General features: G+C 63.8%; 15 protein-coding genes. 8 read left to right on the top strand and 7 right to left on the bottom strand.

Features of this window, described 5'->3' with window-relative positions:
* Positions 1-110 precede the first annotated feature (110 nt).
* Positions 111-2,159 carry an FG-GAP-like repeat-containing protein gene (locus P0R31_RS14200; protein ID WP_275514604.1) on the top strand — a complete coding sequence of 683 codons (2,049 nt, stop codon included), beginning with the start codon at positions 111-113 and terminating at the stop codon, positions 2,157-2,159.
* A 147-nt stretch (positions 2,160-2,306) separates the two neighbouring features.
* Here P0R31_RS14200 and P0R31_RS14195 read toward each other — a convergent pair whose 3' ends face one another.
* Positions 2,307-2,705, bottom strand: coding sequence for a RidA family protein (locus tag P0R31_RS14195; RefSeq protein ID WP_275514603.1), 399 nt, complete (start codon positions 2,703-2,705; stop codon positions 2,307-2,309).
* A gap of 137 nt (positions 2,706-2,842) precedes the next feature.
* Here P0R31_RS14195 and P0R31_RS14190 point away from each other — a divergent pair, with 137 nt between their 5' ends.
* Together P0R31_RS14190 and P0R31_RS14185 are read left to right on the top strand one after the other, a co-directional pair.
* Entirely contained in the window at positions 2,843-3,448 is a 606-nt protein-coding gene (locus tag P0R31_RS14190) for a TetR/AcrR family transcriptional regulator (protein WP_275514602.1), read from the top strand.
* Between the two features lie 167 nt (positions 3,449-3,615).
* A complete protein-coding gene (locus P0R31_RS14185; RefSeq protein WP_275514601.1) occupies positions 3,616-4,041 on the top strand; it encodes a GFA family protein in 426 nt (141 codons plus the stop codon).
* Between the two features lie 13 nt (positions 4,042-4,054).
* Here P0R31_RS14185 and P0R31_RS14180 read toward each other — a convergent pair whose 3' ends face one another.
* Both P0R31_RS14180 and P0R31_RS14175 read right to left on the bottom strand, forming a co-directional pair.
* Positions 4,055-5,017 carry a DMT family transporter gene (locus P0R31_RS14180; RefSeq protein ID WP_275514600.1) on the bottom strand — a complete coding sequence of 321 codons (963 nt, stop codon included), beginning with the start codon at positions 5,015-5,017 and terminating at the stop codon, positions 4,055-4,057.
* A 76-nt stretch (positions 5,018-5,093) separates the two neighbouring features.
* The gene (locus P0R31_RS14175; protein WP_025037294.1) at positions 5,094-5,573 is read right to left on the bottom strand and encodes a PaaI family thioesterase; all 480 of its coding nucleotides are present in this window, start codon (positions 5,571-5,573) and stop codon (positions 5,094-5,096) included.
* A 186-nt stretch (positions 5,574-5,759) separates the two neighbouring features.
* On the opposite strand from P0R31_RS14175, the gene purL reads away from it, so the two are divergent.
* Positions 5,760-7,970 carry a phosphoribosylformylglycinamidine synthase subunit PurL gene (gene purL / locus P0R31_RS14170; protein WP_275514599.1) on the top strand — a complete coding sequence of 737 codons (2,211 nt, stop codon included), beginning with the start codon at positions 5,760-5,762 and terminating at the stop codon, positions 7,968-7,970.
* 156 nt (positions 7,971-8,126) lie between these two features.
* Here the strand turns inward: purL and P0R31_RS14165 are convergent, their stop codons facing one another.
* The gene (locus tag P0R31_RS14165; RefSeq protein WP_275514598.1) at positions 8,127-9,314 is read right to left on the bottom strand and encodes an acyltransferase family protein; all 1,188 of its coding nucleotides are present in this window, start codon (positions 9,312-9,314) and stop codon (positions 8,127-8,129) included.
* A 181-nt stretch (positions 9,315-9,495) separates the two neighbouring features.
* Between P0R31_RS14165 and P0R31_RS14160 the strand changes: the two genes are divergently transcribed.
* Positions 9,496-9,669, top strand: a complete 174-nt coding sequence (locus P0R31_RS14160; RefSeq protein ID WP_157333785.1) for a DUF1328 domain-containing protein — start codon at positions 9,496-9,498, stop codon at positions 9,667-9,669.
* A 106-nt stretch (positions 9,670-9,775) separates the two neighbouring features.
* Here the strand turns inward: P0R31_RS14160 and P0R31_RS14155 are convergent, their stop codons facing one another.
* A complete protein-coding gene (locus P0R31_RS14155; protein WP_275514597.1) occupies positions 9,776-10,135 on the bottom strand; it encodes a DUF427 domain-containing protein in 360 nt (119 codons plus the stop codon).
* 196 nt (positions 10,136-10,331) lie between these two features.
* Between P0R31_RS14155 and P0R31_RS14150 the strand changes: the two genes are divergently transcribed.
* From P0R31_RS14150 to P0R31_RS14140, 3 genes are read left to right on the top strand one after another with little or no spacing between them, the layout of a single operon-like run.
* Positions 10,332-10,568 (top strand): BolA family protein, encoded by a 237-nt coding sequence (locus P0R31_RS14150; protein WP_036012929.1) that lies wholly within the window; start codon positions 10,332-10,334, stop codon positions 10,566-10,568.
* Between the two features lie 41 nt (positions 10,569-10,609).
* Entirely contained in the window at positions 10,610-11,779 is a 1,170-nt protein-coding gene (locus tag P0R31_RS14145; RefSeq protein WP_275514596.1) for a low temperature requirement protein A, read from the top strand.
* A 6-nt stretch (positions 11,780-11,785) separates the two neighbouring features.
* The gene (locus P0R31_RS14140) at positions 11,786-12,163 is read left to right on the top strand and encodes a hypothetical protein (RefSeq protein ID WP_275514595.1); all 378 of its coding nucleotides are present in this window, start codon (positions 11,786-11,788) and stop codon (positions 12,161-12,163) included.
* Between the two features lie 25 nt (positions 12,164-12,188).
* On the opposite strand, the gene egtD is transcribed toward P0R31_RS14140, so the two are convergent.
* The gene (gene egtD / locus P0R31_RS14135) at positions 12,189-13,160 is read right to left on the bottom strand and encodes an L-histidine N(alpha)-methyltransferase (protein ID WP_275514594.1); all 972 of its coding nucleotides are present in this window, start codon (positions 13,158-13,160) and stop codon (positions 12,189-12,191) included.
* Positions 13,161-13,208: 48 nt separating this feature from the next.
* Entirely contained in the window at positions 13,209-14,504 is a 1,296-nt protein-coding gene (gene egtB, locus P0R31_RS14130) for an ergothioneine biosynthesis protein EgtB (protein WP_275514593.1), read from the bottom strand.
* Between the last annotated feature and the right edge of the window lie 228 nt (positions 14,505-14,732).

The raw sequence follows: 14,732 nt of genomic DNA, 5'->3' as shown, positions 1-14,732 counted from the left end.
CCGGTCGATCAGGGTTGTCGGAGACGCCCGTGCACAAAAGTGGTCGCAATCTGTGTGTACATTCATGGCGGCTGAGGAGGTGAACCACTCGACAACATGGAAACATCCTCATGCACTTCGGCTCTGCCTGGCGTTGGAAGTTCCCTCACGCCGTCCATCATCACGCCGTCAATGACGTTTTCGGACTGACCGAGGATCAGGCACAAGCCGAACAGGTCACGACTGGTATCCTGTCGCTGGACGTCCTCGCAAATGATCGCGCGAGCCATGCCGCAAGGCTCTATTCGATCGACGACGGTGGCGACTGGCGGTTCGATTGGGCCCTTTTGGCAAAGGACGTTGGTCCCGACGAGACCTCGCCCTGGGAAACCACCGATAACGGCAATCTGATTCGCATCAATCACGGCCAGATCGAACTCGATCTCGGCCATTCGCTATCCGCGCTCGGGGCGACTGATTTCAACTCCATGGCGGCCGGGGACGTCATCGACGACGATTTCGTGTACGCGATCCGATTGGGATACGGCAGGTTGAGTGAGGCTCGTATCCACGTCCATATCGACGGCGTCAACGATGCTGCCACGATCAGTGGCACGTCGACCGGAACGGTGACGGAGGACAGCGCTGTGCAGACGGCACATGGCGCGCTGACCGTCGCCGATCCCGATCACGGTCAGAGCGAGTTCCAGATGCCTGCTTCCCTGGCAGGCACCTATGGGGCGTTCGCGTTCGACCCAACGACGGGCGTCTGGAGCTATACGCTCGACAATGGCGCGGCCAATGTCCAGGCATTGACCGCCAATGACGTCAGGCACGACCAACTGACGGTCAGCTCCGCGGACGGCACGGCGCATCAAGTCATCGATGTGACCATCCATGGCGCCGACGAGCCGAGGCACCTCGATATCGTGGTGGGGGCGGAGTTCACGGACATCGTGGTGGACCCGGGCTCCCTTGCCGTTGTGCTTCACGACGAGGCCGGCGGATTCCAGGCTCCGGCCCTCTATCACAACGGGACGAGCTATTATAACGGCACGCTCGAATACACGACAGCGATCGGAATCGCCGACCTCAATGGTGACGGCTTGTCCGATATTGTGACCACCGGCCTTGCCGGCCTCGGCACCAACTCGAGCGCCAGCGTCGGGGTGCTGCTCGGGCAAGGCGGCGGGACCTTTGGCTCGGGATCCGCTTATCATACTGGCACAACACTGGGGCCGAACCACGAATACACATTCGCGCTCGATATCGCCGACTTCAACGGAGACGGTGTGCCCGACATCGCCACTGCAGGGTTCGGCCTTGAATCGTCCGACGGCAGCCTAGGCGTGCTCCTTGGAAACGGCGACGGCACCTTCCAGGACGGCATGCCCTTTAGCACCGGGACCGTCTACGCCTCGCGGTCGCAGAACACCTACGCGCTGGCGAGTGGCGACTTCAATGGAGACGGCAAGCTCGACATCGTGACCGTCGGCGCGGCAGGGTCGTCGACGGAGGACAACACGACCGACAGCGTCAGCATGTTGCTCGGGAACGGCGACGGCAGTTTTGGGAAGGCCACGATCTATTCGACGGGAAACATCGTCGTCGAGCACGAAATGACCGAAGCGGTTGCCGTCGGCGACGTCAACGGTGACGGCAGGCTCGATGTCGTCACCGGGGGATTTGACGACAACAACTTCGCGCCGGGCAAGACACCCCACTCCATGAGCGTGCTGCTGGGGAACGGCGACGGCACTTTACAAACGGCTATATCGCTCTCCAGCGGTATTCCGCTGAATTCAATTGCCTATCAGTCGGAGGAAACCACCGACCTGATCTTGGCCGACCTGAATGGCGATGGCAAGCTCGACATCGTCGGCGCGACGCATGACGTGAAGAGCAGTGTCTTCACCATGCTGGGCAACGGTGACGGTACGTTCCAGCCGGCGTCCAATTGGTCCAACGGTGCGTCACCGAGCGGCGATCAAACAACTGTCTCGATCGCGGTCGGTGACATCAATGGCGACGGCGGCCTCGATATCGCCGCGCTCGACGATGGCGGTTCTGTCGGCGTCCTCTATGGAAACGGCAACGGAAGCTTTCAACCAGCTGAGATCGTGCAGACGGGGATTGACGACGCTCTCGCCATCCAGCTGGGCTATCTCGTATCGGCTTGAAGTCCTGGTTGACGAATTCGGTGCGCCGGAGCTGTTGCAGCCGCTCGCGACGCTCGATGTCGAGAAATAGCGGAAGCCGTTCGTGGGCAACGCCAAGTCATTGCCGCGTCGCTTGCTCGCGGCCCGCGCTAAGCCGCTGACAAGGCGTTACGCGGCCGCAGGAATGCGGGCGATGACCTTGATCTCGAAGCCGAAGCCGGCCAGCCAGTTCACGCCGACAGCGGTCCAGTTCGGATAGGGCGGCTCGCCGATCTCCTCGGCGCGGACGGCCATCACCGTCTCGATCTGGCTCGCCGGATCGGTGTGGAAGGTGGTGACGTCGACGACATCGTCCAGCGTGCATCCACCGGCTGCGAGCACCGCGCGCAAATTGGCGAACGCGCGCCGGACCTGGTCCTCGAACACCGGTTCGGGTGAGCCGTCCTCGCGGCTGCCGACCTGCCCCGACACGAACAGCAGGTCACCGGAGCGGATCGCCGCGGAGTAGCGATGCACTTGGTAGAGCGCGTGGCGGTTGGCGGGGAAGATTGCCTCTCGCTGGGGCATGGCAGGAACCTTTCAATCCATGGATGGGGGCGGTTGGACCGTGGGCGCTCCACGGGTGGCGCGTCACGGCAATTTCAGATACGTTTCGTATGTGAGATATCATTCACATACGAGGCGTATGTCAAGAGGGGCAGGGCATGGCAAAGGGAAAGCGCGCCGCGGCCATGGCGGAAAATCGGGCCAAGCTCATCCGCGCCGCGCGGGAGGCATTTGCCACGCAGGGCTATGCAGACGCGTCGATGGACGAACTCACTGCGGCCGTCGGTCTGACGCGGGGCGCGCTGTATCACAACTTCGAAGACAAGAAGGGGCTGCTCTGGGCCGTCGTCGAGCAGATCGACGGTGAAATGGCGGAGCGGCTCCGCATCGTCCGGGAGCAAGCGCCCAGCCCCTGGCTGGGCCTGCTGGCGGAGGGAAGCGCCTATATCAAGATGGCGCTCGATCCCGAGATCCAGCGGATCATGCTTCTGGATGGACCTGCGGTGCTCGGCGATCCCTCCAAATGGCCCGGCGAGAACGCCTGTCTCGATATCACCATGCGAACGATCCGTGCGCTGATCGAGGAGGGAATCGTGAAGCCGGTCGATGTCGAAGCGGCGGGACGGTTGCTGAACGGGGCTGCGCTCAGCGCCGCCCTGTGGGTCGCGGCAGCTGACGATCCCAAGAGCGTGCTGAGCAAGGCCGTTGACGCGTTTCGAGCGCTGGCGAGTGGATTGCTACGCGAGGCGCGTGAACCTGCCTAGGTTTTGCGGCGACTGACTCCTCGGCGTGAGGAGTCGGGCTCGCGCGAGTTGTTCCGATGCCTTGGGCGATTCCTTTTGATTGTTCGGCCCACATTTGAGAGATACGTTCCTGCCCGTTGACGTCGCCGAGACGGCTTCGTCGTTCGCACCAACGCCAGGAAGCATGCATGGACAGTGATACAAACGTCCGGGCTGGTCAGTGCCATTGCGGGGCGGTGCGTTTCGAGGCGACGCTGAGCGACGGTTTCAATTCGATCCGCCGCTGCACCTGCTCTTACTGCCGGATGCGCGGTGCGGTCGTCGTCATGGCGGAGATGGGCGGCATCAAGTTCCTGAAGGGCGAGGATGCGCTGACGAGCTACCGCTTCCATACCGGATCAGCGCAGCATTTCTTCTGTTCCCGCTGCGGAATCTACACGCATCATCAGCGTCGATCGGACCAGAATCTGTATGCTGTCAACGTCGCTTGCCTCGACGGGGTAAGTCCGTTCGATTTTCCTGAGGTGCCCGTCATGGACGGCGTCAATCACACCAACGACACCGGCAAACCGACGCGCCGTGCAGGTACCCTCCGCTTTATTCCGGCGGATTGACCATCGCCATCGGCTACCACCACTTCAACCGCTCAGCAGGCACCGTCATCGCCGCAACACCGGCCATCACCAGCAATAACCCCAGTGCGAGGTTCGACGGCACGCTCTCGCCGAGCAGCAGCACCGAGAGGCCGACGCCGATCGGGATGCGCAAATAGCCTTGGGCGTTGGTGGTCAGCGTGCCGAGGCGGCCGAGGCAGACGTAGAACAGCATCAGGCCGAGCGCGCTGGAGACGATGCCCATGACGATGGTGGCGATGATCGCGGTCGGCGTCGGCTGCAGCGTCCAGGGCTGGTCGATGAGCAACGAGGGCGGCAGCAGCACGAGGCCGCCGAACAGCAGCGAGCCGGCCGCCACCACCATCGGATCGTATTCGGACAGACGGAGGCCGAAGATCGTCGCGCAGGCAAAGGAGATGGTGGCGAGCAGGATCGCGATCTCCGCCACGATCTCGCTGCCGAGCCCGCGCAGCGCGTCGAGGCCGACGATGGCGACGGTACCGGCAAGGCCGAGGATTGCGCCGGCGAGCTTGAGCAGCGTCGCCGGCTCGTGCCGCGTGATCAACGAGGTGATCAGGAAGGCGAAGATCGGCGTGGTCGAGGCCAGCACCACCGTGTTCGAGGCCGGTACATATTGCTGCGACCAGGTGATGATCAGGAACGGGAAGGTCGAGTTGATCAATTGCTGGGTCGCGAACAGCTTCCAGGCTTTCGCCTCGGTGGGGATCCTGGTGCCGCGCATCCACAGGATCGCGAACAGGAAGGCGGCCGCGATCAGCGAGCGCGCCGAGATGAAGGTGATGGGCGGGATCGTGGGAAGCGCCAGCTTGGTCAGCGGATAGGTCGAACTCCAGCAGCAGGCTAGCGCAAGGAGCAGCGCATAATCGCGCCAGCTGCGCGCGCCGGTGGCGATGGACGGCAATTGCGTTGATGCGGCCGCCGTCGCGCGACCCGCCTCGGATGTGCTCTGCGGCACCTTGTTCCTGCTCCCCGGCGCAAAAGCGCTTGCCGAGGAGTCTGGGCGAGGGCGTGCGAAAAGGGAAGGCGTCGAGCTATGCGTTTGGCTGAGGGAGCGCCTTCCGCTTCATCCGCTTGATCGTGCCGGAAAAGGTGAGCAGCAGCCGCTCGCCGGACATCATCTTGCCGCGCAGGAAGATCAGCGAGCCGCCGGCGCGGGTGACCTCGCCGGTGCATTCGATCAGCTCGCCCTCGCGTGCCGCGTCGAGGAATTCGCAGGCGAAGTTGGTCGTCACCGCCCGGCTGTCGAGGACATGGGTGGCGATCGCAAACAGCGAATAGTCGGCGAAGGCCATGTAGCAGCCGCCGTGGACGTTGCCGGAGCCGTTCAGGTGCTTCTTCTCGACCCGGAAGGCGCTGCGGACGCTGCCGTCCGCCTCGATCCGGTGCCAGAACGGGCCGACATGGGACTCAAAACTGTCGCGAATCCAGGTCCGCCAGCCCACAAATTCGCCCTCGGTGGCGACATGGAGGTCGGGGCGACGCGGCGGTGGCGCTTTGGTCAATTCGTGCAAGGAAATAGGCCTTCAATTGCGGGTCTTCAGACCTTAAATCCGATCCGTCCGCGCCGTGCAATTCCCGTTCCCGCGGGCGCCCCGGGCGCAAAACGTGGGACAGCGGGAAAATGCGCCATAAAGGGCTTTTCGAAGCCGTCCGATGTTCCTAAGAACGGCCAAACCGCCGCCGAAAGCCTCGAATCCATGAAGAATGAACCCAAGATCACCCCCGAACTGGTTGCCGCCCACGGGCTCAAGCCCGACGAGTACGAGCGCATCCTGAAGCTGATCGGGCGGGCGCCGACCTTCACCGAGCTCGGCATCTTCTCGGCGATGTGGAACGAGCATTGCTCGTACAAATCCTCGCGCATCCATCTGCGCGGCCTGCCGACCAAGGCACCCTGGGTGATCCAGGGCCCCGGCGAGAATGCCGGCGTGATCGACATTGGCGACGGCCAGGCCGTGGTCTTCAAGATGGAGAGCCACAACCACCCGAGCTATATCGAGCCGTATCAGGGCGCGACCACCGGCGTCGGCGGCATCCTGCGCGACGTCTTCACCATGGGCGCGCGCCCCATCGCCTGCCTCAATGCGCTGAGCTTCGGCGCGCCCGAGCACCCGAAGACGCGGCATCTCGTCTCCGGCGTGGTGGCGGGCGTCGGCGGCTACGGCAATTCCTTCGGCGTGCCGACGGTGGGCGGCCAGGTGCGCTTCCACACCCGCTACGACGGCAACATCCTCGTCAATGCCATGGCGGTGGGCCTCGCCGATTCCGACAAGATCTTCTATGCGGCGGCCTCCGGCGTGAACATGCCGATCGTCTATCTGGGCTCCAAGACCGGCCGCGACGGTATCCACGGCGCCTCGATGGCCTCGGCCGAGTTCGACGACAAGTCCGAGGAGAAGCGCCCGACCGTGCAGGTCGGCGATCCCTTCGCCGAGAAGCTGCTGCTCGAAGCCTGCCTCGAGATCATGGAGAAGGGCTGCGTCATCGCGATCCAGGACATGGGCGCGGCCGGGCTGACCTGCTCGGCGGTGGAGATGGGCGCCAAGGGTGACCTCGGCGTCGACCTCGACCTCGACGCGGTGCCGACCCGCGAGACCGGCATGAGCGCCTACGAGATGATGCTCTCGGAGAGCCAGGAGCGCATGCTCATGGTGCTCAAGCCCGAGAAGGAGAAGGAAGCCGAGGCGATCTTCAGGAAGTGGGGCCTCGACTTCGCCGTGGTCGGCTACACCACGCCGAGCAAGCGCTTCGTGGTCAAGCATGGCGGCGACGTCATGGCCGATTTGCCGATCAAGGAGCTCGGCGACGAGGCGCCGGTCTACGACCGTCCGCATGTCCCCTCGGCCGCGCTGCCGGTCGTGCACGCCCGCGACGTGCCGGCGCCGATGGGCCTCGGGCCTGCGCTGGAGAAGCTGATCGGCACGCCCGACATGTGCTCAAAGCGCTGGGTTTGGGAGCAGTACGACCACGTCATCCTCGGCAACACCATGCAGCGTCCCGGCGGCGATGCCGCCGTGGTGCGCGTGCAGGACGGGCCGAAGGGCCTGGCGCTCACCGTTGACGTCACGCCGCGCTATTGCGAGGCCGATCCTTATCAAGGCGGGATGCAGGCGGTCGCGGAAGCCTGGCGCAACATCACTGCGGTCGGCGGCAAGCCGCTCGCGATCACCGACAATCTCAATTTCGGCAACCCTGAAAGGCCCGAGATCATGGGCCAGTTCGTCGGCTGCCTGAAGGGCATCTCGGAAGCCTGCCGCACCCTGGACTTCCCGGTCGTGTCGGGCAACGTCTCGCTCTACAACGAGACCAACGGCCGCGCGATCCTGCCCACGCCCTCGATCGGCGGTGTCGGCCTGCTCGACGATTTCACCAAGTCGGCGTCGCTCGCCTTCAAGGCCGAGGGCGAGGCCATCCTCCTGATCGGCGAGACCCATGGCTGGCTCGGCCAGTCCGTCTATCTGCGCGACATCTGCGGCCGCGAGGAGGGGGCGCCGCCGCCGGTCGATCTCGCCGCCGAGAAGCGCAACGGCGATTGCGTGCGCGGCATGGTCCATGCGGGCACCGCAACCGCCGTGCACGACCTCTCCGACGGCGGCCTCCTGATCGCCTTGGCCGAGATGGCGATGGCGGGCGGCATCGGCGCCAAGCTGCTGGCCGCGCCGACCGCGCTGGTGCCGCACGCCTATTGGTTCGGCGAGGACCAGGCGCGCTATCTCGTCACCGTGCCGGAAACCGAAGCTGGCCGCGTGCTTGCCAAGATGCGCGGCTGCGAGGTGCCCTGCGTGCGGATCGGCACCACCGGCGGCAATGCCATCGCGATCGCGGGCGAGGCGCCGGTTACGATCGACACGCTGCGGGCCTCGTTCGAGCGCTGGCTGCCGGAATATATGGGCGGGAAGGCGGCGTAAGGCGCTGCCACACACTCCGTCATTGCGAGGAGCGAAGCGACGAAGCAATCCAGACTACCTCCGCGGAGGGATTCTGGATTGCTTCGCGGAGCCTGTCATCGGGCCGCGCTAAGCGCGGACCCGGTGGCTCGCAACGACGAGTGGAGAGACCGCGCCTCACAACACGCGTGACGCGCCCGGGATCTGCCGCAACGCGCGCGTCAGCGCCCAGCTCGCCGCGACGGTGAGTACAAACCCGATCGTGGCCTTGACGATCGCCGGCAGGTCATAGTCGAACAGCCAGTATTGCAGCCACAGTGCGATCGGATAGTGCACCAGGAACATGCCGAACGCGTCGCCCTGCATTGGATCGAGCAGCCTGGCCGAGCCTGATTGCTTGAATCTCTGGAAAAGGGCCAGGATCAGAAACATGATGGCCACGCTGAAGACGGTGAAGCAGATCGCATAAAGCGCTTCATACCAATCCGGCAACGGCGACGGGTTGCCCAGTATTTCGCGCTTGATGAAGATCAGCCCCCACAACAGGCAATACGGAACGATCGCCAGGACCATCCAGTCCCAGCTGACCTTTGCCATGCGCCCGTCGACAGAGAGCAGCCCGCGGTCCATTTGCGCAACGCCGATGCCGGCGCCGAAAAAGAAATAGGTCGCGTACAGCATCACGCGCCCGTGCTGCACCGAGAACGGCCCGAACTCGAACCAGCTGCTGTGTCCGTAGTGAACCAGCCCGGGAATGTAGAACGCGGCGGTGACCGCCAGCATGACCGCGAAGAACACGGCGGGCCGGCGGCGACCGTGTAGCGAGAGGCGATTGATCGGATCGAGCAGATTGGGTGACAGCCGGTACAAAAGGCAGGCCACCAGGTCGAAGGCGAACAAGACCCAAAGGAACCAGATCGGCCCGCTCGGCCACGGGCCCTTCGTGACCATATTCCACCAGAATTCCGCAAAACCGATCTCGGGATGCTGCCGCAGGGAAATCGCGTAGTAGGCGAGTGGAATGACCGTAAAGGCGCAGATCGCGAAGGGTACGCCAAGCCGAAGCAGGCGATCTGCCAAATAGCTCCGGACTCCCTTCCGGGCGATGCCAGACCAGGCGAACAGTCCCGACAGGAAGAAGAACATCGCCATGAAGAAGCTGTCGGTGGCGAGCACGATCATGTCGAAGCCGAAGAAATAGGTCGGATCGGTATGACCGAAATACGTATAGGGGATCACCGCGTGATGCAGCAGCACCACCAGAGTGAGGAAGGTGCGGGCGCGATCGATCGCCAAATTGCGCACCTTGCTCGTGGGCGCGGCATGCACCTCCGCGCCGATCGTCGCTGATTGTGACATCGTCATCGTGGCCGCCCCGATCGCGTTCCTGATCCCGGCTGGACTGTGCCGCCGGGAACTCGATTCAGCAAGGGCAGTTTGTTCGGTAGGTCGCCCCCGACCACCTCCAGGAACCAGTTCCTCGCAGCGATGTTAGCGTTCGCCGCAAACAGCGCAGGCCGTGAGACGCGGCAGTTCGGAGCTGGCGATGACGATCCTGAAATGGGCGCTGATCTTCCTGCTTGTCTCGATCGTGGCCGGCGTGCTCGGCTTCACCGGCATCTCGGCCGCCTCCGCCGACATCGCCCGTTTCCTGTTCTACGTGTTCGTCGTGATCTTCCTGGTGCTGCTGATATTGGGGCTCACGATCTTCAAGGCGTAGCTGATTGAGCCCTCTTTGCCGTCATGGCCGGCCTCGACCCGGCCATCCACGCCTTACCGCGGACAGACGGTGGCTGCCCGGGCATGACGATTGGGGGTTGCGGCGCTTATCCCACTTCCTCGATCTTCACCTTGTCCGGATAGAACGCGAGATGACCTGAAATCTCCGTCATCGCGGGGAAGGGTGTCTCGTAGGTCCAGATCGCGTTGTCCAGCGTCTTGCCGTCGGCCTTGACGCTGTAATAGTTCGCGTCCCCCTTGTAGGGGCAATGGGTGACACGGTCGGTACGCTCCAACAGGGCCATGTTGGCGTCCTCTCGCGGTACATATTGCACTGCCGGATATCTGGCCTCCTTCAAGGTCAGCGCCTTGCGGGTCTCGGCGATCACGATGTCGCCCGCCGTGACGCGGACGCGCCGGGGATTTGGGGTGATGGTGATCGGGTGGTCGGGCCCTGGAAGCTTCATGATTTCACGCCTTTTCGATCAATCTGCCGCGCGCGGCACTTTGTCGTGCCTTTGTCCTGATGGGATCAGGGATATAGTGCCGGAAAGCGTGACCTAGAAGGCCGTTCACGCTAAGTTTGCCTTGCCGGCGAGGGGACCCCCGGCAGCGATTCGATGATGAGGCTGCTTTGCAGCCGAGATAAGGAGCAAGACCCGAATGCCCATGGACGCCCACGATATCGAGGCGATGATCAAGGCAGCGATCCCCGATGCCGAGGTGACCATCCGTGACCTCGCCGGCGACGGCGACCACTATGCCGCGACCGTGATCTCGGAATCCTTCCGTGGCAAATCGCGCGTCCAGCAGCACCAGATCGTCTACCAGTCCCTGCGCGGCCAGATGGGCGGCGTGCTGCACGCGCTGGCGCTGCAGACCGGCGTGCCAGGCAACTGACGAAGCTGCACCTGACCTGACCAGCGCCACGGGGGACGATGATGGCTGCGGACAACCCGCGCGGCGCGATGTTCCGCGCGCCGAACCAGCACAGCCGCGTCACTTTCGTCGAGCTGTTCTTCGACCTTGTCTTCGTCTTCGCGGTCACGCAGATATCGCACACGCTGCTGCACCATTTCACGCCGCTCGGCGCTGTGCACGTCGCGGTGCTGTTTCTCGCGGTGTGGTGGCTGTGGGTTTTCACCGCCTGGGTCACCAACTGGCTCAATCCCGAGCTGACCCCGGTCCGGCTCCTGCTCTTTGCGATGATGCTGGGCGGCCTCGTGCTGTCGACCACGATACCGACCGCCTTCGAGGGGCGTGGCCTGTGGTTCGCGATTGCCTATGCGGCCATGCAGGTGGGGCGTACCGCGTTCTGGCTGCTCGCAACGCCGCTGCATCGAACAGCGGTGCGGCATAACGCGATCCGCATCCTGACCTGGCTGTCGATCTCCGCGGCGTTGTGGATCGCGGGCGGCCTGGCCGAGGGCGAGAGGCGGCTATGGCTGTGGATCGCGGCGGTGATTTGGGAATACATCTCGCCGGCGGCGCGGTTCTGGGTTCCGAAGCTGGGCTTTTCTTCCGTTGAGGCCTGGGCGGTCGAAGGCGGCCATATGGCCGAGCGTTGCGGTCTGTTCGTCATCATCGCGCTCGGCGAGGCCATCATCGTCAATGGCGCAACATTCGCCGAACTGGCATGGAACGCGAGCAATATCCTCGCCTTCGTCTCCGCGCTGGTTGGCGCGATTGCGATGTGGTGGATCTATTTTCACAAGGGCGCCGAGGCCGGCTCCGAGCGCATCTCGAAGTCCGCCGAATCCGGCCGCCTGGCGCGGCTCGCCTACACCTACCTGCACACACCGATCGTCGCCGGCATCATCCTGACGGCCGTGTCGGACGAACTGGTGCTGAAGCATCCGACCGGCCATTCAGACATGCGCACGATCGTGAGCACGATCGGTGGGCCCTTGATTTTTCTGATCGGCACAATCCTGTTCAAGCTGGCGATCCGCGGCTTCCTCCAGCTCTCGCACGGCATCGGCATCTTGCTGCTGCTGGCGCTGAGCTGGTTTGCCTCGGACGTGTCGCCGCTCTGGCTCTCGGTCGCGACGACGATGATCCTGATCCTGGTGGCGGTGTGGGAATCGGTGTCGCTGGGGACCGAGCAATAGGCGGGTATGAGACACCTCATCATCGTCGGCGCGGCGCTGGCTGCGATACTTATCGTCGAGGAGGCGACGCAGGGCTGGGCGCTTGGCCAAATCCCGTCCACCTGCCGTGCCATGGGAGGAAAGCCTGCTCCAGCCGCCGGACGCTGCATCATGCCGGCGTGCTACTGGCAAGGCGATTGCGGGCATTGGGCCTATCCGCCGCAGTGGCTCGATCGTGTCAAGCCAGGCGACCACGTCTCAAAGGTGGTTTTCTGGCTCGGCGAGCCACTCCAGCGAGATGGTGAGCATTTCTCCTGGTCATGCGGCAAGGCTAGCACCCACAGCTTCCGTGCCGTGATCCGGAACCAAGGGCTTGTGTCGGTAGAATCGTGTCCGCTCGATTGAGACCGGCCAAACGACGGCTGCCGATTTACTCCGCCACCTCCAGCGCGTGCACCGAGAACATCTTCGCCGCATCCGTCCAGCTCTCGCGCACGCGCCAGCCCGCGCCCTGGGCCAGCGCGGCAAAACGCGCGATGCTGTATTTGTAGCTGTTCTCGGTGTGGATGCTCTCGCCCGGGCGGAACGAGAAGCTGGTGCCGAGCAGGCGCACGATCTGGCTCTTCTTGCTGATCAGGTGCATCTCGATGCGGTGCCGCTCGCGGTTGTAGATCGCGCGATGGGTGAAGGCGGACAGGTCGAAATTGCCGCCGAGCTCGCGGTTGATGCGCACCAGCACATTGAGGTTGAAGCGCGCGGTGACGCCGGCCGCATCGTTGTAGGCGTCGAAGAGGATCCGCTCGTCCTTCTCCAGATCGGCGCCGATGATCATCTGCGCGCCCTTGCCGAGGATCTGGCGCGCGCTTCTCAGGAAGGCCTGCGCTTCCTGCGGCTCGAAATTGCCGATGGTCGAGCCGGGGAAGAAGCCGACCTTCGGCATGGAGGTGACCGCCTTGGGCAGCTCGAACGGCGTGGTGAAATCGGCCGCCACCGGATAGATGCCGAGCGCCGGGAAGTCCCGCTTCAGGCCGCTCGCCTGTGCCTTCAGGAAGTCGCCGGAGATGTCGACGGGGACATAGGCTGCGAATTTGCAATGATCGAGCAGCAGGCGCACCTTCGTGGTCGCGCCGGCACCGAACTCGACCAGCGCGGCGTGCTCCGGAATGATCTTCGCGATCTCGCTGCCGCGCTGCTTCAGGATCGATAGCTCGGTGCGCGTCGGATAATATTCCGGCAGCTTGGTGATCGCCTCGAACAGCTCCGATCCGGTCGCGTCATAGAAATATTTGGGCGACAGCTTTTTCGGCTGCTGCGAGAGGTCCTCGATGGCCTCGCGGGCAAAAGCGGTGGTCTGCTCGTCGGGAAGATGGGCCTCGGCCAAAGCGCTGGCGTGCACATTCATGATACTCTCCTGAACGCGCTGTCCGGCGCGCATCTGTCGTCGGAATTTTTAGTCGTAATCGGCAAGCCGCAGTCCGGTGAACTGCCAGCGGTGGTGCGGATAGAAGAAGTTGCGATAGGTGATACGGCTGTGGCCTTGCGGAGTTGCAAGCGACGAGCCGCGCAGCACCAGCTGGTTGACCATGAACTTGCCGTTGTACTCGCCGAGCGCGCCCTCGACGGCGCGATAGCCGGGGTAGGGCGCGTACGAGCTGCGGGTCCATTGCCAGACGAGGCCGAAGGCGTCGTTGAGCTGGCCGGTGCGCGCCGCGACCTCCCATTCCATCTCGGTCGGCAGGTGTTTGCCGGACCAGCGCGCGAACGCATCCGCCTCGTAATAGCTGACGTGACAGACCGGCGCGTCCGGATCGACCGGCATGAGGCCGGCGAGCGTCATGACCTGCCATGCGCCGTCGACCTCGCGCCAGTAGCCGGGGGCTTGCCAATCTTCCTTGCTAGCCGCGGCAAAGCCGTCCATCAGCCATAGGGTTGCGGTCCGGTAGCCGCCGTCCTGCATGAAGGCGAGCCACTCGGCATTGGTGACCAGATTGCGGGCGATCCTGACCGGGCCGACCAGGGCGCGGTGCGCCGGCTTCTCGTTGTCGAAATGAAAGCCGTCGTCGACATGGCCGACGGTATGGATGCCTTCGTTCAGCGTCAGCCAGTCATCGCCGCCGCGCGCCGCAGTCGGAAAGCGCCAGGCCGGGTCATAGGCCGGATAGATCGGGTTCTGCGCAAAGGCATGCAGGATGTCGGTGAACATCAGCTCCTGATGCTGCTGCTCGTGATTGAGCCCCACCTCGACCAGCGGCGCGATTGCGCGGAGCTTGTCCGCGCCCGCCTCGCGGAAGAATTTGCCGACGGCCGCATCGACGTATTTGCGGTAGGCGCCGACCTCGTCGGCGCTGGGACGAGTGATGTCGCCGCGATGATTGCGGGCATGTCGCGGCCCGGCGCTGACGTAATAGGAATTGAACAGGAACGCGAAATCGGGGTGGAAGGGCCGGTAGCCGCGGGCGTGCTCGCCGAGCAGGAATTGCTCCCAGAACCAGGTCGTATGGGCCCGGTGCCATTTGGTCGGGCTGGCATCCGGCATGGACTGGATCTGCTGGTCCTCGGGCGACAGCGGTGCTGCCCGGCGTTCGGTCTCATTGCGGACAGTCGAGAACGCCGCTTCCAGCCGCTGGGCGAGGTCGTCCTCGCGGGAGGACGGTGACGAACGCAGGGAGGCCGTGGCTGAGGCTTGTTTCGTCACGTTTTTCTCCAGACAGGACAAGAGAACGTTGTTCGCACGACCCGGTTCCATGAACAGGGTTCGTCCTAGATAGGGGCTCCGTTACGGTATGAAAGTCCTCCGCGGCGATGATATTGATGTCATCAGCCTATGGACCGGGCTGGGTCAATCCGGCCCGCCGGGGACCCGTCGCCGCCATTTTACTTTGGATGCACAACGGTTTGGGCTACATATATGGGTAGGTATCGGGTTAAATCGGCTGAGCCGGCCCGAAGCAATTGGTGAGGGCTCTGCCCCAGA

Origin of the sequence: Bradyrhizobium yuanmingense (assembly GCF_029167105.1) — a bacterium.
Classification (GTDB): Bacteria; Pseudomonadota; Alphaproteobacteria; order Rhizobiales; family Xanthobacteraceae; genus Bradyrhizobium; species Bradyrhizobium yuanmingense_A.
This window is presented reverse-complemented; position numbering and strand designations above follow the sequence as displayed.